General features: G+C 60.7%; 17 protein-coding genes, 2 pseudogenes and 1 riboswitch. Of the genes and pseudogenes, 11 read left to right on the forward strand and 8 right to left on the reverse strand.

Going from position 1 to position 22,645, the window contains the following annotated elements:
* The first annotated feature begins 9 nt into the window (after positions 1-9).
* The 6 genes and pseudogenes from hutI (at position 10) to KHQ28_RS04865 (ending at position 7,815) form a co-directional block, all read left to right on the forward strand.
* Positions 10-1,329: an imidazolonepropionase gene (gene hutI, locus KHQ28_RS04835; protein ID WP_004182478.1), complete on the forward strand. Its 1,320-nt coding sequence runs from the start codon at positions 10-12 to the stop codon at positions 1,327-1,329.
* Positions 1,326-2,282, forward strand: coding sequence for a formimidoylglutamase (gene hutG / locus KHQ28_RS04840; RefSeq protein ID WP_004223747.1), 957 nt, complete (start codon positions 1,326-1,328; stop codon positions 2,280-2,282). Before hutI ends, hutG begins: the two co-directional genes overlap by 4 nt.
* Positions 2,283-2,343: 61 nt before the next feature.
* On the forward strand, positions 2,344-3,069 hold the full coding sequence (locus KHQ28_RS04845; protein ID WP_002895358.1) for a histidine utilization repressor: 726 nt from the start codon (positions 2,344-2,346) through the stop codon (positions 3,067-3,069).
* Positions 3,070-3,211: 142 nt separating this feature from the next.
* Positions 3,212-4,900 carry a urocanate hydratase gene (gene hutU, locus KHQ28_RS29080; RefSeq protein ID WP_032419170.1) on the forward strand — a complete coding sequence of 563 codons (1,689 nt, stop codon included), beginning with the start codon at positions 3,212-3,214 and terminating at the stop codon, positions 4,898-4,900.
* A complete protein-coding gene (gene hutH, locus KHQ28_RS04860) occupies positions 4,897-6,423 on the forward strand; it encodes a histidine ammonia-lyase (protein WP_004147671.1) in 1,527 nt (508 codons plus the stop codon). The genes hutU and hutH overlap by 4 nt, the downstream gene beginning before the upstream one ends.
* A gap of 98 nt (positions 6,424-6,521) precedes the next feature.
* A pseudogene (locus tag KHQ28_RS04865) lies at positions 6,522-7,815 on the forward strand (amino acid permease).
* A gap of 700 nt (positions 7,816-8,515) precedes the next feature.
* On the opposite strand, the gene KHQ28_RS04870 reads toward KHQ28_RS04865, so the two are convergent.
* Both KHQ28_RS04870 and bioA read right to left on the reverse strand, forming a co-directional pair.
* Complete coding sequence (locus KHQ28_RS04870) at positions 8,516-8,992, reverse strand: kinase inhibitor (RefSeq protein WP_002895575.1); 477 nt, start codon at positions 8,990-8,992, stop codon at positions 8,516-8,518.
* Between the two features lie 70 nt (positions 8,993-9,062).
* The gene (gene bioA / locus KHQ28_RS04875; protein WP_004191247.1) at positions 9,063-10,352 is read right to left on the reverse strand and encodes an adenosylmethionine--8-amino-7-oxononanoate transaminase; all 1,290 of its coding nucleotides are present in this window, start codon (positions 10,350-10,352) and stop codon (positions 9,063-9,065) included.
* A 213-nt stretch (positions 10,353-10,565) separates the two neighbouring features.
* On the opposite strand from bioA, the gene bioB reads away from it, so the two are divergent.
* The 4 genes from bioB to bioD are packed head-to-tail and all read left to right on the forward strand — an operon-like array spanning position 10,566 to position 14,214.
* Complete coding sequence (bioB, locus tag KHQ28_RS04880; protein ID WP_002895580.1) at positions 10,566-11,606, forward strand: biotin synthase BioB; 1,041 nt, start codon at positions 10,566-10,568, stop codon at positions 11,604-11,606.
* Positions 11,603-12,760, forward strand: a complete 1,158-nt coding sequence (bioF, locus tag KHQ28_RS04885; protein ID WP_004176804.1) for an 8-amino-7-oxononanoate synthase — start codon at positions 11,603-11,605, stop codon at positions 12,758-12,760. Before bioB ends, bioF begins: the two co-directional genes overlap by 4 nt.
* Positions 12,744-13,499 carry a malonyl-ACP O-methyltransferase BioC gene (bioC, locus tag KHQ28_RS04890; protein ID WP_004142100.1) on the forward strand — a complete coding sequence of 252 codons (756 nt, stop codon included), beginning with the start codon at positions 12,744-12,746 and terminating at the stop codon, positions 13,497-13,499. The genes bioF and bioC overlap by 17 nt, the downstream gene beginning before the upstream one ends.
* A complete protein-coding gene (bioD, locus tag KHQ28_RS04895) occupies positions 13,492-14,214 on the forward strand; it encodes a dethiobiotin synthase (protein WP_002895648.1) in 723 nt (240 codons plus the stop codon). The genes bioC and bioD overlap by 8 nt, the downstream gene beginning before the upstream one ends.
* Here the strand turns inward: bioD and KHQ28_RS04900 are convergent.
* Positions 14,156-14,878 carry an ABC transporter ATP-binding protein gene (locus KHQ28_RS04900; protein WP_032419169.1) on the reverse strand — a complete coding sequence of 241 codons (723 nt, stop codon included), beginning with the start codon at positions 14,876-14,878 and terminating at the stop codon, positions 14,156-14,158. The two genes, bioD and KHQ28_RS04900, sit on opposite strands and share 59 nt — an antisense overlap.
* Before the next feature lie 86 nt (positions 14,879-14,964).
* Complete coding sequence (locus tag KHQ28_RS04905; protein WP_002895652.1) at positions 14,965-15,177, reverse strand: hypothetical protein; 213 nt, start codon at positions 15,175-15,177, stop codon at positions 14,965-14,967.
* Between the two features lie 411 nt (positions 15,178-15,588).
* Here KHQ28_RS04905 and uvrB point away from each other — a divergent pair, with 411 nt between their 5' ends.
* On the forward strand, positions 15,589-17,610 hold the full coding sequence (uvrB, locus tag KHQ28_RS04910) for an excinuclease ABC subunit UvrB (protein ID WP_032419167.1): 2,022 nt from the start codon (positions 15,589-15,591) through the stop codon (positions 17,608-17,610).
* Between the two features lie 248 nt (positions 17,611-17,858).
* On the opposite strand, the pseudogene pmrB reads toward uvrB, so the two are convergent.
* The 4 genes and pseudogenes from pmrB to yvcK form a co-directional block, all read right to left on the reverse strand.
* Positions 17,859-18,961, reverse strand: a pseudogene (gene pmrB / locus KHQ28_RS04915) (two-component system sensor histidine kinase PmrB).
* A gap of 3 nt (positions 18,962-18,964) precedes the next feature.
* A complete protein-coding gene (gene pmrA, locus KHQ28_RS04920) occupies positions 18,965-19,636 on the reverse strand; it encodes a two-component system response regulator PmrA (RefSeq protein WP_032419166.1) in 672 nt (223 codons plus the stop codon).
* Complete coding sequence (eptA, locus tag KHQ28_RS04925) at positions 19,636-21,276, reverse strand: phosphoethanolamine transferase EptA (protein WP_032419164.1); 1,641 nt, start codon at positions 21,274-21,276, stop codon at positions 19,636-19,638. The genes pmrA and eptA overlap by 1 nt, the downstream gene beginning before the upstream one ends.
* A 104-nt stretch (positions 21,277-21,380) precedes the next feature.
* Entirely contained in the window at positions 21,381-22,286 is a 906-nt protein-coding gene (gene yvcK / locus KHQ28_RS04930) for a uridine diphosphate-N-acetylglucosamine-binding protein YvcK (protein ID WP_004142092.1), read from the reverse strand.
* Positions 22,287-22,494: 208 nt separating this feature from the next.
* A riboswitch (molybdenum cofactor riboswitch) is annotated at positions 22,495-22,633 on the forward strand.
* Positions 22,634-22,645: the final 12 nt, after the last annotated feature.

Genomic DNA, 22,645 nt, shown 5'->3' on the forward strand with positions numbered 1-22,645 from the left:
CCCTGCCGGATGGTCTTTAGTCACAAAAAAATAACATTTCCCTGCGCTATTGTTGACTTTACCGGCGTTATGAAAATAAATGTCTATACAACCCATGACAAGTTAAGCGCTATGACTGAAGCCACTTCCGAACTCGTTATCTGGCGAAACGGGCGTCTCGCCACCCTGAACCCCGATCACGCTCAACCTTACGGCCTGCTGGAGCGCCATGCGCTGCTGGTGCGCGACGGCCGCATCGCGGCGATTGTCGCCGAAGATGACGTCCCCAGCGGGCGCAGTATCGATCTTGAAGGCCGGTTGGTAACGCCGGGATTAATCGACTGCCACACCCATCTCGTCTTCGGCGGCAGCCGGGCCCAGGAGTGGGAGCAGCGGCTGAACGGCGTGTCGTATCAAACCATCAGCGCCAGCGGCGGCGGCATTAACTCCACCGTGCGCGCCACGCGCGACAGCAGCGAAGCTGAACTACTGGCGCTGGCCCAGCCGCGTCTGGAACGCCTGCTGCGTGAAGGGGTGACCACCCTGGAGATCAAATCCGGCTACGGCCTCGACCTGCCAAACGAACGCAAAATGCTGCGGGTCGCCCGACAACTGGCCGATCATAATGGCGTGGAACTGTCGGCGACGCTGCTCTCCGCCCACGCCACGCCGCCGGAATATCAAGGCGATGCTAACGGCTATATTACGCTGGTCTGCGAGACCATTTTGCCGACGCTGTGGCAGGAGGGACTGTTTGAAAGCGTTGACGTCTTCTGCGAAAACGTCGGCTTCAGCCCGCAGCAAACTGAGCGCGTCTTTCAGGCGGCGCAGGCGCTGGGCATTCCGGTAAAAGGCCACGTTGAGCAGCTCTCGTCGCTGGGCGGCGCGCAGCTGGTGAGCCGCTATCATGGGCTTTCCGCCGACCATATCGAGTATCTGACGGAAGAGGGCGTGGCGGCGATGCGCGAAAGCGGCACCGTGGCAGCCCTGCTCCCCGGCGCGTTCTACTTCCTTAATGAAACCCGTAAACCGCCGGTCGAGCTGCTGCGCAAGTACCAGGTGCCGATGGCGGTGGCGACCGATTTCAACCCCGGCACCAGCCCCTTCGCCAGCCTGCATCTGGCGATGAACATGGCCTGCGTCAAGTTTGGCCTGACGCCGGAGGAGGCGTGGGCCGGCGTGACGCGCCATGCCGCGCGGGCGCTGGGGCGCCAGGCCAGCCACGGCCAGCTGGCGCCGGGCTTTGTCGCTAACTTCGCCATCTGGGATGCTGAGCATCCCGTCGAGATGGTGTATGAGCCGGGGCGCAGTCCGCTCTGGCATCGCGTTGTTCAAGGAGAGTTGCAATGATGCTGTGGCAAGCTACGCCAGCCAGTCTCTGGCAGGGACGCGACGACAGCGCGGAAGCGCCCAATGCGCTGCGCCTGTTCCAGACCATCGCCCGCGCGGAACGCTTCGCGCCGCAGGAGATGCCCGGCGATATCGCGCTGCTCGGCTTCGCCTGTGACGAAGGGGTTCGGCGTAACAAGGGGCGTACCGGGGCAGCGGACGGCCCGGCGACCCTGCGCCGGGCGTTGGCCAATATGGCCAGCCATCAGGGTCATGACCGCTGCGTGGATATGGGCACCATCAGCGTCGACGGCGAGCAGTTAGAAGCCGCGCATCAGGCGCTGCGCGAGGCGGTGGCCGACTGTCAGCGGGCGGGTAAACGCACGCTGGTCCTGGGCGGCGGCCACGAGACGGCCTTCGGCCACGGCGCTGGGGTACTGGATGCCTTCCCGGGCGAAAAAGTGGGCATTATTAATCTCGATGCGCATCTGGATCTGCGCTTTGCCGACTGCGCCAGCTCCGGGACGCCGTTCCGCCAGTTGGCGCTGGAGTGTGACGCGCAGCAGCGCGGTTTTCACTATACCTGCATCGGGGTTAGCCGGGCGGCGAACACCCAGGCGCTATGGGATGAAGCGGCGCGCCGCCAGGTGGCTATCGTTGAAGATCTGGAGGTGCTGACAGCCTTCGAAACTCGCGTATTGCCGGAGCTTGAGCGCAATATCGCGCAATTCGACCGTCTGTATCTGACTATCGATCTCGACGTGCTGCCGGCGCGAGAAATGCCGGCGGTGTCGGCCCCGGCGGCGCTGGGCGTGCCGCTGGCCACGCTGCTGCGCATCGTTGAGCCGCTGTGCCGCAGCGGTAAGCTGCAGGCGGTGGATCTGGTGGAGTTTAACCCGCTGTTTGACATTGACGGTCAGGGCGCTCGCGTGGCGGCCCGTGTGGCATGGCAAATCGCCCATTGGTGGCGCTAGCGATCCGCGCTATTATTTTCGTTTCGCCGCTCCGCTTATTACGCATAAGGAAAGCCAGGCCATGTTTGCACAACAACCTCGTTCCGCGCCCGCGCCTTTCTATGAAAAGGTGAAGCAGGCGATCAGCGAAAAGATCCACAGCGGCGTCTGGCGACCGCATGACCGTATCCCGTCGGAAGCTGAGCTGGTGGCCCAGTTCGGCTTCAGCCGAATGACCATCAATCGCGCGCTGCGCGAGCTGACGGACGAAGGCCTGCTGGTCAGGTTGCAAGGGGTGGGAACCTTTGTCGCCGAGCCGAAAGGGCAGTCGGCGCTGTTCGAGGTGCGCAGTATTGCCGCAGAAATTGTCGCCCGTCACCATCAGCACCGCTGTGAGGTACTCCTGCTTGAGGAGACCCGGGCGGATCATATTCAGGCGACGGCGCTCAGCGTCCCGGAAGGCACCCGCATCTTTCACTCGCTGATGGTGCATTACGAAAACGAGGTGCCGGTGCAAATCGAAGATCGCTGCGTCAATGCCGCAGTGGTCCCGGACTATCTGCATCAGGACTACACCGCCACCACGCCCCATGATTACCTGTCGCTGATCGCGCCGTTAACCGAAGGTGAACATATTGTTGAAGCGGTGCAGGCCACGGCGGAAGAGTGCGCGCTGCTGCATATTCACGCCCACGATCCGTGCCTGCTGATCCGTCGTCGCACCTGGTCGACAACCCACATCGTCTCCCACGCGCGCCTGCTGTTCCCCGGTAGCCGATATCGTCTGCAGGGGCGCTTTGGCTCCTGATCCACGCTGGCGTCAGCAAAACGTGATTGCTGACGCAATATAACAAAATTGTATCATTTCTGTTAAATCCTGGCTTGCGCATGCTTGTATAGACAAGTATATGTATCTACGTAAACAACGTTCATTGTCAGGAGAAACCCCGATGTCGCAAAGCAAATATCGCCAGCTGGACGTCCGTGCGCCAAGAGGCACGACGCTGACCGCTAAGAGCTGGCTGACCGAAGCCCCGCTGCGTATGTTAATGAATAACCTTGATCCCGATGTCGCCGAAAACCCGCACGAGCTGGTGGTCTATGGCGGTATTGGTCGCGCAGCGCGCAACTGGGAATGCTATGACGCTATCGTGAAGGCGCTGAAGAACCTGGAAAGCGATGAAACCCTGCTGGTGCAGTCCGGGAAGCCGGTGGGCGTATTCAAAACCCATGAAAACTCACCGCGCGTGCTGATCGCCAACTCCAACCTGGTCCCGCACTGGGCCACCTGGGAACACTTTAACGAGCTGGATGCCAAAGGGCTGGCGATGTACGGCCAGATGACCGCCGGCAGCTGGATCTACATCGGCAGCCAGGGCATCGTGCAGGGTACCTACGAAACCTTCGTCGAAGCCGGTCGCCAGCACTACCAGGGCAGCCTGAAAGGCCGCTGGGTATTAACCGCCGGTCTGGGCGGCATGGGCGGCGCGCAGCCGCTGGCCGCGACGCTGGCCGGCGCCTGCTCGCTGAACATCGAATGTCAGCAGAGCCGCATCGATTTCCGTCTGCGTACCCGCTACGTGGATGAGCAAGCCACCTCGCTGGATGACGCCCTGGCGCGCATCAAAAAATACACCGCCGAAGGGCGGGCCATCTCTATCGCGCTGTGCGGCAACGCCGCGGAGATCGTACCGGAGCTGGTGAAGCGCGGCGTGCGCCCGGATATGGTCACCGACCAGACCAGCGCCCACGACCCGCTGCATGGCTATCTGCCGAAAGGCTGGAGCTGGGAAGAGTATCAGCAGAAAGCCGAATCCGACCCGCAGGGCACTATTCTGGCGGCGAAACGCTCGATGGCCGATCACGTGCAGGCGATGCTGGCCTTCCATGAGATGGGGGTCCCAACCTTCGACTACGGCAACAACATCCGCCAGATGGCGCAGGAAGTGGGCGTCAGCAACGCCTTCGATTTCCCGGGCTTCGTGCCGGCCTATATCCGCCCGCTGTTCTGCCGCGGTATCGGCCCGTTCCGCTGGGTAGCGCTGTCCGGCGATCCGCAGGATATCTACGAGACCGACGCGAAAGTGAAAGAGATCATCAAAGATGATCAGCATCTGCACCACTGGCTGGATATGGCGCGCGAGCGCATCAGCTTCCAGGGACTGCCGGCGCGTATCTGCTGGGTCGGTCTGGAGTGGCGGCAAAAGCTCGGTCTGGCGTTTAACGAAATGGTGCGCAGCGGCGAAGTCTCCGCGCCGATCGTCATTGGCCGGGATCACCTTGACTCCGGCTCCGTCGCCAGCCCGAACCGCGAAACCGAAGCGATGCGCGATGGTTCTGATGCGGTCTCCGACTGGCCGCTGCTCAACGCCCTGCTCAATACCGCCAGCGGCGCGACCTGGGTGTCGCTGCACCACGGCGGCGGGGTAGGCATGGGCTTCTCGCAACACTCCGGGATGGTTATCGTCTGCGATGGTACCGATGAAGCGGCGGCGCGTATCGCCCGCGTCCTGCACAACGACCCGGCCACCGGCGTGATGCGTCATGCCGACGCGGGGTATGAGATTGCCATTGAATGCGCGGCGGAACAGGGTCTGAATCTTCCGATGGTGGCGGCAACGCAGGGGAACGCTAAATGAAATCTTTAACTTTGATCCCGGGTCAACTCAGCCTGTCGCAGCTCCGCGACGTTTACAGCCACCCGGTAAATATTACCCTCGACAGCGGCGCGTTTGCCGCCATTGACGAGAGCGTGGCCTGCGTCAACGCCATCCTTGCCGAAGGGCGTACCGCCTACGGCATCAACACCGGTTTTGGCCTGCTGGCGCAAACCCGTATCTCGACGGAAGATCTGGAGAACCTGCAGCGTTCGCTGGTGCTATCCCACGCGGCGGGCGTTGGCGAGCCGCTGGACGATGATCTGGCGCGGCTGATTATGGTGCTGAAGATTAACAGCCTGTCCCGCGGTTTCTCCGGGATCCGCCTGAGCGTGATCCAGGCGCTGATTGGCCTGGTGAATGCCGGCGTGACGCCGTGGATCCCGGCCAAAGGCTCCGTCGGCGCTTCCGGCGACCTCGCGCCACTGGCGCATATGTCGCTGACCCTGCTCGGAGAAGGTAAAGCGCGGGTACGCGGCGGCGAATGGCTGCCGGCCACCGAAGCGCTGCGTCAGGTGGGGCTGGAGCCGATTACCCTGGCGGCGAAAGAGGGGCTGGCGCTACTCAACGGCACCCAGGCCTCGACCGCTTTTGCCCTGCGCGGTCTGTTCGAAGCCGAGGATCTGTTCGCCTCCGCGGTCGTCTGCGGGGCGTTAACCACCGAAGCGGCGCTGGGCTCACGTCGTCCGTTTGATGCGCGCATCCATGAAGTGCGCGGCCAGCGCGGGCAGATTGATGCGGCGGCGCTGTATCGCCACCTGCTGACCGAAGATAGCGCGATCTCGCAGTCGCACCATAACTGCAGCAAGGTGCAGGACCCGTACTCCCTGCGCTGCCAGCCGCAGGTGATGGGCGCCTGCCTGACGCAGATCCGCCAGGCGGCTGAGGTGCTGCTGGCTGAAGCCAACGCGGTCTCCGATAACCCGCTGGTCTTTGCCGCCGAAAATGACGTCATCTCCGGCGGTAACTTCCATGCCGAACCGGTGGCGATGGCCGCGGATAATATCGCGCTGGCGATCGCCGAAATCGGCTCGCTCTCCGAGCGCCGCATCGCGCTGATGATGGACAGCCATATGTCGCAGCTGCCGCCGTTCCTCGTCAAAAATGGCGGCGTCAACTCCGGGTTTATGATTGCCCAGGTCACGGCGGCGGCCTTAGCCAGTGAAAACAAAGCGCTGTCGCACCCGCATAGCGTTGACAGCCTGCCCACCTCCGCCAACCAGGAAGACCATGTTTCCATGGCGCCGGCTGCCGGTCGCCGCCTGTGGGCGATGGCCGAGAACACCCGCGGGGTGCTGGCCGTTGAGTGGCTGGCGGCGGCGCAGGGGCTGGATATGCGCGAAGGACTGACCACCAGTCCGCTGCTGGAAGAGGCGCGTCACTTGCTGCGCGAACGCGTGCCGCACTATACGCAGGATCGCTACTTCGCCCCGGATATCGATAACGCCATTGCGCTTCTGGCGGCCCGTCACCTGACGCGTCTGCTGCCTGCCGTACTGCATTAATCACCGTTGTTCTCTGTACCCGCGTCGGGGGAAGTCATTCCCCCGACCGCCCTACACCGCATATTTGTCGTCATATAAAAAAATCAGGACACCTGTATATGCAACAACAACACAAGCCACATCTGCTGCGCGGGCTCAATGCCCGACACATTCGGTTTATTGCGCTCGGCTCCGCTATCGGCACCGGGCTGTTCTATGGCTCGGCCTCAGCCATCAAAGCGGCGGGCCCGGCGGTGCTGCTGGCCTATNNCCCGCCAGTATCTCGGGCCACTGGCCGGGTTTATTACCGGCTGGACCTACACCTTTGAAATGGTGATCGTCGCCCTGGCCGACGTCACCGCCTTCGGCATCTATATGGGATTGTGGTACCCCGATGTGCCGCGCTGGATCTGGATCCTCAGCATCATTTTCTTTATCGGCGCGATGAACCTGTGCAACGTGCGGGTATTTGGCGAGATGGAGTTCTGGCTGTCTCTGGTGAAGGTGGTGGCGATTATCGCCATGATGCTGGCGGGGGCGGGGATCATCTTCTTTGGCTTTGGCCACAGCTTCCCGGCCACCGGGCTGGAAAACCTCTGGAGCCACGGCGGCTTTGCCCCTAACGGCTGGCAGGGCGTTATCGCCTCGCTTGGCATCGTGATGTTCGCCTTCGGCGGGGTGGAGATTATCGGCGTCACCGCCGCGGAAGCGAAGGATCCTAAGAAGGTGATCCCGCAGGCCATCAATACCATTCCGCTGCGCATTATCCTGTTCTACGTCTGCACCCTGGCGGTACTGATGGCGATCTTCCCGTGGAACAGCTTTGGCGAACAGGGGAGTCCGTTTGTGCTTATTTTCGACGGTCTGGGGATCCCGGCGGCGGCGACCATCCTTAACATCATCGTGATCAGCGCCAGCATCTCGGCGATTAACAGCGATATTTTTGGCGCCGGACGCATGATGTACGGCATGTCGAAAGAGGGGCTGGCGCCGAAAAGCTTCCAGCGCATCGCCAGCAACGGTGTGCCCTGGATGACGGTGGTGGTCATGGGCGGCGCGCTGCTGGCGGCGGTGGTATTGAACTATCTGATCCCCGAGCAGGTATTTGTGCTAATTGCTTCGCTGGCGGCATTCGCCACGGTATGGGTGTGGCTGATGATTCTGCTATCCCATTTTGCCATGCGCCGCGGTTTGTCTGCCGAAGAGCGCAGCCAGATCGCCTTTCCCATTCCGTTCTGGCCGGTTGCGCCGCTGTTGACGCTGCTGTTTATGGGGCTGGTCATCGCCGTATTAGGGATGTTTGCCGAAACGCGGATGGCGCTGATCGCCGGCCTGGTCTGGCTCGGGCTGCTGACGGTGGTGTGGTATGCGCGGGTGCGTAAAACGGCGCTGCAGGTAGCCACTGAACAGTAAGATCAATTTCCCCGGTGGCGCTGCGCTTACCGGGGCTACAAATGGCACGGACCGTAGGCCGGGCAAGGCGTCAGCCGCCGCCCGGCATAAAAGCGGCTCCGTGCCCGCGGCAATCGTCCGGCGGCGCTGCGCTTGCGTAGGTCTACGATCGGATTGCCACTTTCTCAGTCCGGCAAAAGCGTGTATCACGTGTGACTTCAGCGTTCTTTGCGCTCCCGGTTATTTTTTCTGCACTCTGTTTTTCATGGCGCAGGGAGCGCACAGGGGGCGGCCAGTCGCCGCCGCCCCCTGTACCCCCGGGCTCCGGCCAGCAACATCGCCACTGCGTGGTGCCTTCGACTTATCCCTGCAGGCTTCGGGTCGGGCCGAGGCAGCGTCCTTGCAAAACACGGCCCTCAGCCCGCATCCATGCGGGCTGCCCCGGCCTTCCGGGAACGTCTCAGCGATGTTGAGGCCGCAACACCAGCAGTTTCAGCAGGTCTGGTGGGTAACTTCACGGCAGGTCGCACGCACCGTAGGCCGGGCAAGGCGTCAGACGCCGCCCGGCATAAAAGCGGCTCCGTGCCCGCGGCAATCGCCCGGCGGCGCTGCGCTAGCATGGGCGTGGGGGTAGTGTAGGTTGGGTAAGCGCAGCGCCACCCGAAAAACAAATGGCGCCGCGGGTACCCCGGATAAGGCGCAAGCCGCTATCCGGGGAAGATTAACTGAACAGGGCGGTGATGGAGGCGCTGGCGAGGGAATGGAAATGGACGTTAAAGCCGACCATCGCGCCGCTGGCCTCAGCATCCACCTCAATTTTCTCGACGTCCAGGGCGTGGACGGTGAAGATATAGCGGTGGGTTTCGCCCTTCGGCGGCGCCGCGCCGCCGTAGCCTGCCTTACCAAAATCGGTGCGGGTCTGAACGGCCTCTTCCGGCAGCTCCGCCTGACCGGAACCGGCCCCTTGCGGCAGGACGCGGGTATCGGCCGGCAGGTTAGCGACCACCCAGTGCCACCAGCCGGAGCCGGTCGGCGCATCCGGATCGTAGCAGGTCACCACAAAGCTTTTGGTTCCCGCGGGCACATCATCCCACATCAGATGCGGCGAAATATTGTCGCCATCGTAGCCCATGCCGTTGAAGACGTGACGATTAGGCAGCTTACCGCCGTCCTGGAGATCGTGACTGATCAGTTTCATGCTTCATCCTCATTGATAATGCGCTGATTAACAAAGAAGTGTAGCCTTCCCGACGACGCAATTCCGCTATTTATTCGCTAAAAAATGTTTCGTCCTGCACTGCCTGGTTGACCGCACGGGTCAGGCGGGTCAGCTGCTCGGGCGTGATGATGTACGGCGGCATCAGATAAATCAGCCGGCCAAACGGACGGATCCAGACTCCCTGCTCGACGAAAAAGCGCTGCAGGGCGGCCATGTTGACCGGGCGACGGGTTTCAACCACGCCAATAGCGCCCAGCACGCGGACGTCCGCGACCAGCGCAGATCCCCGCGCCGGGGCCAGCTCGCCCTGCAGCTGGGCTTCAATCGCCGCCACCTGCGGCTGCCATTCGCCGCTCTCCAGCAGGCGCAGGCTTTCGCCGGCCACCGCGCAGGCCAGCGGATTGCCCATAAAGGTGGGGCCGTGCATAAAGCAACCGGCTTCGCCATTGCTAATGGTTTCAGCAACCGTTCGGGTGGTGATGGCGGCGGAAAGGGTCATGGTGCCGCCGGTCAGCGCTTTGCCCAGACACAGAATGTCGGCGGTAATCCCGGCGTGTTCACAAGCGAACAGCTTGCCGGTGCGTCCAAAGCCGGTGGCAATCTCATCGGCGATCAGCAGTATCCCTTCCCGGTCGCACATTTTACGCACCCGCTTCAGCCACTCCGGATGGTACATCCGCATGCCGCCCGCCCCCTGGACGATAGGTTCGAGGATCACCGCGGCGATTTCATGACGATGCGCGGCCATCAGGCGGGCAAACGGCACCATATCCATCTCGTCCCACTCGCCGTCAAAGCGGCTTTGCGGCGCGGGGGCGAACAGGTTATCCGGCAGGTAGCCCTGCCACAGGCTGTGCATCGAGTTCTGCGGATCGCAGACCGACATCGCTCCGAAGGTATCCCCGTGATAGCCGTTGCGGAAGGTCAGAAAACGACGACGTGGTTCGCCTTTAGCCTGCCAGTACTGCAGCGCCATTTTCATCGCCACCTCTACCGCCACTGAACCGGAGTCGGCGAGGAAAACGCACTCCAGCGAGGCCGGGGTCATCGCCACCAGCTGACGGCATAGCGCAACTGCTGGCGGATGGGTGATCCCGCCGAACATCACGTGCGACATTTGGTCAATTTGCCCCTTCAGCGCCGCATTGAGGCGTGGGTGATTGTAGCCGTGGATCGCCGCCCACCAGGAAGACATACCGTCAACCAACTGTTCGCCGCCGGCGAGGGACAGCTCGCAACCGTGGGCGGACACCACCGGGTAGACCGGCAGGGGGGAAGTCATAGAGGTGTAGGGGTGCCAGATGTGGCGCCGATCGAAAGCGAGATCGTCCAGTGTCATAAGCGACTTGTAAACCATTTTGAAAACATTTAGGTTTACAAGTCTACACTGAACTTACTTACAATGAAACGTACACAAAATATTTCGCGCAGCATCGAGGCGGCAAGCGAGAACATCCCCAGGAGCATAGTTCACTATGTAACTGGGAGGCGCGAGTGCCGCCAACAAAGAGGCTGTGTGAAATAGGAAGTGTACGACCTTTTGGAGAGGAAAATGGCTCACCAACCTCGCTGGACAATGTCGCAAGTAACGGAATTATTTAATAAACCGCTGATCGATCTGCTATTCGAAGCACAGCAAATCCATCGTCAACACTTTGATCCGCGTCAGGTGCAGGTCAGCACCCTGCTGTCGATCAAAACCGGCGCCTGCCCGGAAGATTGTAAATATTGCCCGCAGAGCGCACGCTACAAAACCGGCCTCGAAGCCGAGCGCCTGATGGAGGTTGAGCAGGTGCTGGAATCAGCGCGCCAGGCGAAAAACGCCGGCTCCACCCGCTTCTGTATGGGCGCGGCGTGGAAAAACCCCAATGACCGCGATATGCCTTATCTGGAGCAGATGGTGAAAGGGGTGAAGGCGCTGGGGCTGGAGTCCTGTATGACGCTCGGCACCCTGACCGACAGTCAGGCGCAGCGCCTGGCCGAAGCGGGCCTCGATTACTACAACCACAACCTTGATACCTCGCCGGAATTTTACGGCAACATCATCACCACCCGCACCTACCAGGAGCGCCTGGATACGCTGGATAAAGTGCGTGATGCTGGGATCAAAGTCTGCTCCGGCGGCATCGTCGGGCTGGGAGAGAGCGTAAAAGATCGCGCCGGACTGCTGCTGCAACTGGCTAATCTGCCAACGCCGCCGGAAAGCGTACCGATCAACATGTTGGTGAAGGTCAAGGGCACGCCGCTGGCGGATAACGACGACGTCGACGCTTTTGATTTCATCCGCACTATCGCCATCGCGCGCATCATGATGCCCACCTCCTACGTGCGTCTCTCCGCCGGCCGCGAGCAGATGAACGAGCAGACCCAGGCGATGTGCTTTATGGCCGGGGCGAACTCGATTTTCTACGGCTGCAAGCTGCTGACCACGCCGAACCCGGAAGAGGACAAAGACCTGCAGCTGTTCCGCAAGCTGGGGATCAACCCGCAGCAGACGGCGGTGCTGGAAGGCGACAATGAGCAGCAGCAGCGTCTGGAGCAGGCCTTACTCACCCCGGACACTGAGGAATATTACAACGCGGCGGCGCTATGAGCTGGCAGCAGCGAATCGATCGGGCGCTGGACGAGCGGCGGGCGGCGGAAGCTTTTCGCCGCCGCCTGCCGGTGACGCACGGCGCCGGGCGCTGGCTGGAGCGGGAAGGGGAGCGCTGGCTTAACTTCTCCAGCAATGACTATCTGGGCCTGAGTCAGCATCCGGCGATTATCGCCGCCTGGCAACAGGGGGCCACGCGCTATGGCGTCGGTGCCGGCGGCTCGGGCCACGTGAGCGGCTATAGCGAAGCCCACCGCGCGCTGGAAGAGGCGCTCGCCGACTGGCTGGGCTATCCGCGCGCATTGCTGTTTATCTCCGGCTTTGCCGCGAATCAGGCGCTGATCGCTGCCCTGGTGGAGAAAGACGATCGGATTGTCGCCGACCGTCTGAGCCACGCCTCTCTGCTGGAGGCCGCGAGCCTCAGCCCGGCGCAGCTGCGGCGCTTTACCCACAACGATCCGCAGCAGCTCGCGCAACTGCTGGCTAAGCCGCTGGCGGGCGAACAGTTGGCGGTCACTGAAGGTATTTTCAGCATGGACGGCGACAGCGCGCCGCTGGCGGCCATTCACGCCGCGACGCAGGCCGCAGGGGCAGTGTTGCTGGTGGATGACGCCCACGGTGTTGGCGTGGTCGGCGACGAAGGACGCGGGAGCTGCGCCGCGCAGGCGGTGCGCCCTGAGCTGCTGGTGGTTACCTTCGGCAAGGCCTTCGGCGTCAGCGGCGCGGCGGTGCTGTGCGACGAAGCAATGGCCGATTATCTGCTGCAGTTTGCCCGTCATCTGATCTACAGCACCGCGATGCCGCCCGCCCAGGCGGTGGCGCTGAGCGCTGCCCTGGGGATCATTCGCAGCGATGAAGGGCAGCAGCGTCGCGACATCCTGGCCGCCCGCATCCGTCAGTTCCGTGAGGGGATGGGCGAGGTGTCGCTGGGGTTGACCGACTCCGTCAGCGCGATCCAGCCGCTGATCGTCGGCGACAACGCCCGGGCGCTGAACCTGGCCTGCCGTCTACGCGACGCGGGCTGCTGGGCAACGGCGATCCGTCCGCCGACGGTGCCGGTCGGCAGCGCGCGTTTGCGCCTGACCCTGACAGCCGCCCATCATGCTGAAGACATTAACCGTTTACTGGAGGTGCTGCATGGCCACAGTGAATAAGCAGGCGGTGGCCGCGGCGTTTGGCCGGGCGGCCAGCGGCTATACGCAACATGATGAACTGCAGCGGCGCTGCGCCGATCTACTGCTGCGCCAGCTGGCGCGCCGCGATTTTGCGCAGGTGCTGGATGCCGGCTGCGGCCCCGGCAGTATGAGTCGCTATTGGCGTGAGGCGGGCAGCGTGGTGACCGCGCTGGATCTCTCCGCCGGGATGCTCGCCCAGGCGCAGCGTAACGACGCCGCGCAGCATTATCTGCTGGGGGATATTGAGGCGCTGCCGCTGCCGGACGCCTGCGTCGATCTGGCGTGGAGCAATCTGGCGGTGCAGTGGTGCGACGATCTACGGGCGGCAATTGGCGAGCTGTACCGGGTGGCGCGTCCCGGCGGCAGAGTGGCGTTTAGCACGCTGCTCGCCGACTCGCTGCCGGAGCTCAATCAGGCGTGGCAGGCCATCGACGACCGGCCGCATGCCAACCGTTTCCTTAGCGAAGCGGCGGTGCGCGCGGCGCTTAGCGGCCTGCGCGCGACCGGCGAGGTTCATCAGATTAGCCTGCCGTTCGCCGATGCGTTGAGCGCTATGCGCTCCCTGAAGGGCATCGGCGCCACCCATTTGCACCAGGGGCGGACCGCCGCCCCGCTTGGCCGCGGCAAACTGCGCGAGCTGCAGCTGGCCTGGCCGCAGCGGCAGGGCATCTGCCCGCTGACGTATTCTCTTTTTACAGGAGTCATTGAGCGTGACTAAACGTTTTTTTGTCACCGGGACCGATACTGAAGTCGGTAAAACCATCGCCAGCAGCGCCCTGCTGCAGGCGGCGAATCTGCTGGGTTTTCACACTGCCGGCTATAAGCCGGTGGCCTCCGGTAGCGAGCTTACCGGCGATGGGCTGCGTAATGAAGATGCGCTGGCGCTGCAGCGTCATAGTCGGGTCGCATTGCGTTACGACCAGGTGAACCCCTATACCTTCGCCGAGCCGACCTCCCCGCACATCATCAGCGCCGACGAAGGGCGGCCGATCGCCGCGGCCAGGCTCTCCAGCGGGCTGCGTGAGCTGGAAGGTCTCGCCGACTGGGTGTTGGTGGAAGGCGCCGGCGGCTGGTTTACGCCGCTCTCGGATTCCCTGACCTTCGCCGACTGGGCGCAGGCGGAACAGCTGCCGGTCATTCTGGTGGTGGGCGTTAAGCTCGGCTGTATCAACCACGCAATGCTTACCGCTCAGGCGGTACGCCAGGCGGGACTACCGCTGGCGGGGTGGATCGCCAATGACGTACAGCCGCCGGGCAAGCGCCACGCCGAATATCTGGCGACGCTGAAAAACCGACTGGCCGCGCCGTTCCTCGGCGAAATACCGTGGCTTGCCGATATCGCGCAGCGCGACGATCTCGGGCAGTATCTGGACCTCAGGGCGCTGGATCCGGCGTTATCCACTGCGCCAGCAGCGGCTCATCCAGCGCCATAATATCGCCTTCGGCGACGTTACGGCCCCGGTGCAAGACACAGAAGCGATCCGCCACCCGGCGGATAAAGGGCAGGTGCTGCTCGGCGAGCAGCACCGTCAGGCCGATATCGCGATTTAACCGCAGCAGCAGATCCGCCAGCTTTTGCAGGCAGCGCGGCCCTCTGCCGCGCGAGGGTTCATCAAGGATCAGCAGCCGCGGCTGGACGATCAGCGCCCTGGCCAGCGCCAGCTGGTACTGATCGTCGTCGCTCAGCGAGGCGCCTTTGCGCTGCCGTAGGGCATAGAGCTCGGGAAAATGCTCATAAATCTCGCCGCCGCTGGCGTTAGCCCCGGGGTTCCCGGCCGCCAGGGCGATGTGCAGGTTCTCTTCCACGCTGAGTTGGGAAAAAATGCGTTTATCTTGTGGCACGTAGCCGATACCAATGGCGCTGCGCGATTGAGCGGACAGGGGGGTGAGATCCTGCGGCGGGGCGCCAATGTCATGCCAGGTCATCCGGCCGCTGGCCACCGGCAGGTGGCCAGCAATGCAGTTAACCAGGGTGGTTTTTCCCATGCCCTCGCGTCCCAGTACGCCAATGCACTCTCCCGGGCGTAGTACAAGATCGACATTCCACAGCGAATGCTGGTTGCCGTAAAAGTGATTTACTGCCTGTAAATTCAACATGGACGTTTTCTCCTTATCCTGGCGTCAGGGCGACAGAAAGATGCTGCAAAACTCTTGCCAGGAAAAAGAACGCTCGGAAAAAAGCGCTAAACGCCGATACCATCGGGCCTCGTCAGCGCCGGGGCTGCACTTTTCCGGTGCCCGACGCTAAAGGGTGGTGCAAAAAGCAGCAAAAATCGAGCGGCTTTAAGCGGATAGTTATCAAAAATAGTTCGATAAAAATTTTTCGCCACGCGGTTGACCGCAAAAGGCGACAGGCGCCGGGCGGCGGTGGTCTTGGGCTGCGGACAGTTATCCACTATTCCTGTGGATAACCTTGTGTATTAGAGTTAGAAAACCTGCGGCAAGCTAGAGCGTACGCGGCTTGCGGCTGAATTGGCGCGAAAGGCGTCTTTTCTTTAAAGATCTTAAATATCAGCTTGTTAGATAAAATCAATGGGTGTAAGAAAAGCGTCATCTGCTGCCATAAAAGTTTCATCCGTCCGCTTGACAAATGTTAAAAGGTAAAATTTTCTGGGGATAACCCTGGCGGCCGGAGGATTATTCCGTCTGACGCGCGTTTTGCACCCAGCTTGCTAGCCAATAAGACCCTTTTGCGGCGTTATCATAAGTACGTACTGTTTAAATATCCAGTATAATTTATTGGCAAAAAACGGTCCGGGGGGTAGAATTAAACACCGGCCGCTAATTCTTTTTTCAGGTTCTGATTGATGAGTAAATCGTTTGTACTGCATTCCGCCTTTCGCCCCTCCGGAGACCAACCGGAAGCCATCCGCCGCCTGGAAGAGGGGCTGGAGGATGGGCTTGCGCATCAGACGCTACTGGGGGTTACTGGCTCCGGTAAAACCTTTACCATCGCCAACGTGATTGCCGACCTGCAGCGGCCGACGATGGTGCTGGCGCCAAACAAAACCCTGGCGGCTCAGCTCTACGGCGAGATGAAAGAGTTTTTCCCGGAGAATGCCGTCGAGTATTTCGTCTCCTACTACGATTACTATCAGCCGGAAGCCTACGTTCCCAGCTCAGATACCTTCATTGAGAAGGACGCCTCGGTTAACGAACATATTGAGCAGATGCGTCTGTCGGCCACCAAAGCGCTGCTCGAGCGGCGCGACGTAGTGGTGGTGGCGTCAGTCTCGGCGATCTACGGCCTCGGCGACCCGGACCTGTATCTGAAAATGATGTTGCATCTGACGGTCGGTATGCTGATTGACCAGCGGGCGATCCTGCGTCGTCTGGCCGAACTGCAGTATACCCGCAACGATCAGGCCTTCCAGCGCGGCACTTTTCGCGTGCGCGGCGAGGTGATCGACGTCTTCCCGGCGGAATCCGACGATATCGCCCTGCGCATTGAGCTGTTTGACGAAGAGGTCGAGCGTCTGTCGCTGTTCGACCCGCTCACCGGCCACGTCGAAGGGACGGTGCCGCGCTATACCATTTATCCCAAGACCCACTATGTGACGCCGCGGGAGCGCATCGTCCAGGCGATGGAAGAGATCAAGCTGGAGCTGGCGGAGCGGCGCAAGGTGCTGCTGGCCAACAACAAGCTGCTGGAAGAGCAGCGCTTAACCCAGCGTACCCAGTTTGACCTCGAAATGATGAACGAGCTGGGTTACTGCTCGGGCATTGAAAACTACTCGCGCTTTCTCTCCGGGCGCGGGCCCGGCGAGCCGCCGCCGACCCTGTTCGACTATCTGCCGGCGGATGGCCTGTTGGTGATTGACGAATCCCACGTCACGGTGCCGCAGATCGGCGGTATGTACCGGGGCGACCGGGCGCGCAAAGAGACGCTGGTGGAATATGGTTTCCGCCTGCCGTCGGCGCTGGATAACCGGCCGATGAAGTTTGAAGAATTCGAAGCGCTGGCGCCGCAAACCATCTATGTGTCGGCGACCCCGGGCGCCTATGAGCTGGATAAATCCGGCGGCGAGGTTGTGGATCAGGTGGTGCGGCCGACCGGTCTGCTTGACCCAATCATCGAAGTGCGCCCGGTGGCGACTCAGGTCGACGATCTGCTGTCAGAGATCCGCCTGCGAACGGCCATCAACGAGCGCGTGCTGGTCACCACTCTCACCAAGCGGATGGCGGAGGACTTAACCGAGTACCTTGAGGAGCACGGCGAGCGCGTGCGCTATCTGCACTCGGATATCGACACCGTCGAGCGCATGGAGATCATCCGCGACCTGCGTCTTGGCGAGTTTGACGTGCTGGTGGGGATCAACCTGCTGCGTGAGGGGCTGGATATGCCTGAGGTGTCGTTGGTGGCGATCCTGGATGCGGATAAAGAGGGCTTCCTGCGTTCTGAACGCTCGCTGATCCAGACCATCGGCCGCGCGGCGCGCAACGTCAACGGCAAGGCCATCCTCTACGGCGATAAGATCACCCCCTCCATGGCCAAAGCCATTGGCGAGACCGAGCGTCGACGGGAGAAACAGCAGCGCTACAACGAAGAGCACGACATCGTGCCGCAGGGGCTCAATAAGAAAGTGGTGGATATCCTGCAGCTGGGCCAGGGCCTGGCGAAAACCAAAGCCAAAGGGCGCGGTAAAGCGAAGGCCGTTGAGCCTGCCGGGCTTAGCGCTGTGGATATGACGCCAAAAGCGCTGCAGCAGAAAATCCACGAGCTGGAAGGGCAGATGATGCAGCACGCGCAGAACCTCGAGTTTGAGGAGGCGGCGCAAATACGCGACCAGCTGCATCAGCTGCGCGAGCTGTTTATCGCCGCCTCCTGATTCTGGGCGCAGACCGGCGGAGTGGACGTGCGGGGTATAGTGAAGGCGCGCTTCTCTTATCGTCCTGCTTGCCAGATAACAAACATTTGAGAAGAAAAAAGGCCGCGTTGCGGCCTTCTTAATGTTTGCTTAATCTCGCCAGGCGACACTATCTTCAACCTGATGAGGATAGCGCCCATGCAAAAAATTAACTTCCGTGAATATCTGGCGGTCGCCACCGCCCTGGTCATTATTGTTGCCTTCTTCCATCAATGGGTGCTGACGTTCTGACCCCCGCGCTGCGGGAATAGCACCCACGCGCGGACCCCTGGCCCTGGCTGTCGGTTATGCAAAAAAAACTGGGCGTCATGCAGCTGAGCGATGCGCGTGACGATGCTCAGTCCGAGGCCAATGCCGCCGTAGCGACTGTCCATGCGCACGAAGGCTTTACTGAGTTCGCCGCTTTTCGCCTCATCGATCCCCGGCCCTTCATCTTCCACCGCCATCACCGGCATCAGGCCCGCTTTCACCGACACGCGGATCGTCGACCCTTCAGGGCTGTAGCGGTGAGCATTCTCCACCAGATTGCGCAGGATCACGCGGATTAACGTCGCATCGCCAGAGACGACGGCCTCGTTTTCGATATCCGTCAGCAGCAGCCGCTGCTGACGCTGCGCCAGCATAGCCTCCAGTTCGTCCTGCAGCGGTTTTACTACGTCATCCAGCAACAGCACCTGCTGGTAGCTGCCGGCGGAGAAGGACTGGCCGACGCGCGCCAGCTGCAGCAGCTGGGAAATGCTGGTGGTCATCTGATCGAGACGCTGGATCAGCGGGTCGACGCCCATGCCATGCACTTTCGCCAGCAGCTCAAGGTGCAGCCGCAGCCCGGCCAGCGGGGTGCGTAGCTCATGCGCCACGTCGGCGGTAAACAGCCGCTCGCGGTCGAGGGTCAGATTGAGGCGGGAAACTAACTGATTCAGGGNNGGGCGGTGGTCACCGCCGTGACTTCGGGCACCGATTCGCTGAGTACGATAGGAGTGAGGTTGTCCGGCGTGCGGTTCTCCAGTTCGCTTTGCAGTCGTGAAAGCGGGCGGGTGATCTTGCGCACCGCCAGCATGCTGATATACAGCGCCAGGCCAACGATCAGCAGGCTCGGCACCAGCAGGCTGGCAACCGCTTCCCGTACCTCATGCTCCACATGTTTCTGGTTGTTGTGCCCTTCGATGGCGCTGGCCACCAGCAGCTGGATCTGCTCTTTACTCTCATGCCATAGCCAGAAGACGCTTATCAGCTGGCAGACCACCAGGATGGCGCCGATGGTCAGCAGCAGCCGGTGGCGCATGGTCCAGGTTTCAGTTGCAAACAGAGCCATGGTCTATTCCGTGTCGATGTTGTTAACCAGCATATAGCCAAAGCCCCGGACGGTGCGGATCCGCGATTTGCCAATCTTTTCGCGTAGGTTGTGAATATGCACTTCCAGGGTATTGGTCGCCGGTTCGTTGTCCCAGCTGTAAATGTCGTTGTAGAGGATCTCGCGATGCACCGGGCTACCGGCTTTCATCATCAGTCGCGACAGCAGGGCATACTCTTTCGGCGTAAGATCCAGCGCCGTTTCACCCAGCCACACCAGGCGGCGAGTGACGTTAAGGCGCAGATTGCCGACGCTGATTTCATTATCGCCCTGGTTGTTATGCCGGCGGAGCAGGGCGCGAATGCGCGCATTGAGTTCCTCCAGGGCAAAGGGTTTTACCAGGTAGTCATCCGCCCCGGTATCGAGACCGCTAATGCGATCCTCAAGCGTATCGCGGGCGGTGAGGATCAGCACCGGCTGGGTCATTTTCTCCCGCCGCATGCGGGAGAGAAAATGCAGCCCGTCTTCATCCGGCAGGCCGAGATCCAGCACGATCAGGCTGTAATGATTGCTGGCCAGCGATAGCGCGGCTTCGTGCGCGGTGGAGACGCCGTCGCACACGTATCCTTCACTTTGCATCGCCAGAATTAACCCCTGCAACAGCAGCGCATCGTCTTCAATGACTAAGATTTTCATCAACCAGCCTCTCTACATGGCGTTAAGATATCATCTGCCGCCTGGTACTCGCGGGTGCTGACGCCGAGCAGGCCGAGCAGGGTGGAGAACAGATTATCCTGCGAGTAATTCTCTTTTTGCGCCCGCTGCTGCAGACAGTGCGCGGAAATGCCGTAGCGCTGCTGGTAGTCGGCGGAGAGCCACAGCGCCATCGGCACATGTTTCTGCGTATCCGGCGCGATGGAATACGGTAGACCATGCAAATAGACGCCATCTTCTCCCAGCGATTCGCCGTGGTCGGACAAATAAACCAGACTAGTGGTAAATTTATCCTGTTTAGATTGCAGTAGTTTTATCGCTTTATCAACGACATAGTCGACATAAAGGATGGTGTTGTCATAGGTATTGGTCAACTGCTCCCGGGTACAGCCCTGGATCTCATTGGTGTCGCAGGTCGGCGTGAATTTGCGAAACGCCGCTGGATAGCGATTGTAGTACGTCGGACCGTGGCTGCCGATGGTATGCAGCACAATAATGCCATCCTGTTGCAGGTTATCGATATAGCTGTCGAGATTATGGAACAGGACGTCATCGTAGCACTCGCCATCGATGCACTGCCCGGTGAGCTTCAGGTCGGTGACGTTCTGGTGTGGTACCCGGTCGCAGGCGCCTTTGCAGCCGCCGTCATTATCGTTCCACAGCACCCGGATCCCTGCGCGCTGTAGAATATCCAGGACGCCTTCCTGATGGTGCGCCAGCTCTTCGTCATAATGCGCGCGCGGCATATTGGAGAACATGCACGGCACGGAAACTGCGGTTGCCGTGCCGCAGGAAGTGGTATGCGGAAAATAGATCACGCCGTCCTGCCGCATCAGCGGGTTGGTGTCGCGCGAATAGCCGCCCAGTGAGAAGTTATCCGCTCGCGAAGTCTCGCCGAGCACGACGATCGTCAGGTTCTTACGGGGAGCGTTATGCATCACCGCTTTCTGCGTGGCATCTTCGCCAATCTTCACCAGCGGCAGGTTGTCCATCCGATGATGAGCATACCAGGAGTTCACGGCCACAATGCTGTTGGAAGGGCTCAGGGATTTCACCAGTTCTTTGTTGTTACGGAACACCGAGGCGTAATCTTTGTAGAACAGCGCGGCCACCAGAATAATCAGCAGCGCCGAAACGGCGATATTGAGCAGGCGCATCGCCGCGCCGCGCCACCGCGTGGCGGGCTTACGGATTTTCACCCACCAGGCGACGAATACCGCCAAAACCCCGGAAAGGCCGAGGACGGCAATCATTTCGCCGGAGAGTAGAGCAAAGCTTTCCGCCGGAGTGGTGTCGAGGATATTGGTGATCATGCTGCGGTCGATCACCACGCCAAAGTTCCAGATGAAGTATTGCGCCGAGGCGCTGAGCAGAATGAACAGGCTAATCACCAGCCGGTCCAGCTTCAGGAACGAGGCGAGAGTGGTGAGGATATTCATCACGCTAATGGCCACGATCGGCATACTGAGGAATACCAGCCAGTTATGCAGGCTATTTACCGGCAGTAACGGGAAAACCTGGCGATAAAACGCCAGGTTGAGACAGATACTGATATAGCAAGCAAAGAGAATCAGATAAGTCGTGCGGCTGACCACCGGCCGACGCAGAGGCAATAACGACATAATGCACACCCACAGAAAAAGATGAGGGTATAGTGCCAGCCCTATTTTAAGACAACCTTAAGATTTTAAGGTGCGCCGAAGAGGGCCGCCTCCGGCGCGCAGGATCAGCCCGGCAGCTGGATCGCTTTCTCCAGCGCCCCGCGGAGCAGCGCCCGGTCATGACGATAGGGAACGTCGCTGGCCTCCAGCGGCGTCTGGATCACCAACCGGTCGTCGATGCCGCTGATATCGGCTTTTGGACCGGCGATCACCGCATCCACCACCCGCTTGCCTACATAGCGCTCCATAATCGCGATGCGCTCCGCCAGCGACAGCCTCGCGGCCGGGCTATGCTCTTTGCCGAGGTTATCGATAAAAACCATCGGCGCCGGGGTGCGGCGCAACGCCTGGGCCATCTCGTCGAGCAACAGGATCGGCAGCAGGCTGGTGTAAAAACTGCCCGGCCCAATGAGGATCAAATCGGCTTCGGCGATAGCCTCCACCGCCTCGCGGGTGGCCGGTACCGGCGGGGTGAGCATCAGCTCCTGCGGCACATTATCAAGCTGATCAATATTCACTTCGCCATAAACTTCATGGCCTTCATGATCGAGCGCCATCAAATCCACCGGTTGTTCTGACATCGGGATCAGGAAAGCGTCCACTTTCAGCAGGTTTCTGATCAAATTGATCGCCTCTAACGGCCGCACGCTCAGGTGATCCAGCGCCTTTAACATCAAATTTCCGAGGTTATGCCCGGAAAGCTCGCCGTTACCGCCAAAACGATACTCAAACATCGCCGACGCTACGCTCGGCTCGGCAATTAACTGATTGATGCAATTGCGCATATCGCCCCAGGCAATGCCACCTTCCGAACGACGGATCCGCCCGGTGGAACCCCCGTTATCGGTGGTGGTGACAATGCCGGTCAGCCGTGAACCGAGCGAGGAGAGGGAGGACATCACCCGGCCCAAACCATGCCCGCCGCCGAGCGCGACCACCCGATCGAGGTCAGCGAATGTACGATTGCGCATAGAAATTCCTTATTTCACATAAACGGCCACACACTACCCGATCTACCCCTAAAAGACGATGGGAGGAGCCCGACAAACTGACCGACATCAAGGCAAAAAAATGATTTATGGCTATTCTGTAGCGAAAATGCACGAAGATAGCGATATGTATAAAATTATATAGCGAAATCGCCAATGGCGAAACTGCCTGTAACGCGCTACTATCGACATAACCTGTTAACACTCTAGCCTCTTCGCCTGTGTCAAAAGATATGGCGATTTGGCCGCGACGCCGCCGGTTGTCGCCAGGGCGTGGAAAGAAATGACCGCGTCTCCCGTATTTGGAAAGGTGTATATGGCCTCACAGCTTACCGATGCAT

The sequence above is a fragment of the Klebsiella sp. 28 genome, assembly GCF_018223905.1.
GTDB classification, from domain to species: domain Bacteria; phylum Pseudomonadota; class Gammaproteobacteria; order Enterobacterales; family Enterobacteriaceae; genus Klebsiella; species Klebsiella pneumoniae.

Coding starts and splice junctions, on each gene's coding strand:
- bioF (WP_004176804.1), top strand. CDS start 11,603: ATGAGCTGGCAGCAGCGAATCGATCGGGCGCTGGACGAGCGGCGGGCG.
- hutG (WP_004223747.1), top strand. CDS start 1,326: ATGATGCTGTGGCAAGCTACGCCAGCCAGTCTCTGGCAGGGACGCGAC.
- KHQ28_RS04900 (WP_032419169.1), bottom strand. CDS start 14,878: ATGTTGAATTTACAGGCAGTAAATCACTTTTACGGCAACCAGCATTCG.
- pmrA (WP_032419166.1), bottom strand. CDS start 19,636: ATGAAAATCTTAGTCATTGAAGACGATGCGCTGCTGTTGCAGGGGTTA.
- eptA (WP_032419164.1), bottom strand. CDS start 21,276: ATGTCGTTATTGCCTCTGCGTCGGCCGGTGGTCAGCCGCACGACTTAT.
- bioA (WP_004191247.1), bottom strand. CDS start 10,352: ATGACACTGGACGATCTCGCTTTCGATCGGCGCCACATCTGGCACCCC.
- hutU (WP_032419170.1), top strand. CDS start 3,212: ATGTCGCAAAGCAAATATCGCCAGCTGGACGTCCGTGCGCCAAGAGGC.
- bioB (WP_002895580.1), top strand. CDS start 10,566: ATGGCTCACCAACCTCGCTGGACAATGTCGCAAGTAACGGAATTATTT.
- KHQ28_RS04845 (WP_002895358.1), top strand. CDS start 2,344: ATGTTTGCACAACAACCTCGTTCCGCGCCCGCGCCTTTCTATGAAAAG.
- bioC (WP_004142100.1), top strand. CDS start 12,744: ATGGCCACAGTGAATAAGCAGGCGGTGGCCGCGGCGTTTGGCCGGGCG.
- uvrB (WP_032419167.1), top strand. CDS start 15,589: ATGAGTAAATCGTTTGTACTGCATTCCGCCTTTCGCCCCTCCGGAGAC.
- KHQ28_RS04870 (WP_002895575.1), bottom strand. CDS start 8,992: ATGAAACTGATCAGTCACGATCTCCAGGACGGCGGTAAGCTGCCTAAT.
- yvcK (WP_004142092.1), bottom strand. CDS start 22,286: ATGCGCAATCGTACATTCGCTGACCTCGATCGGGTGGTCGCGCTCGGC.
- hutI (WP_004182478.1), top strand. CDS start 10: ATGGTCTTTAGTCACAAAAAAATAACATTTCCCTGCGCTATTGTTGAC.
- hutH (WP_004147671.1), top strand. CDS start 4,897: ATGAAATCTTTAACTTTGATCCCGGGTCAACTCAGCCTGTCGCAGCTC.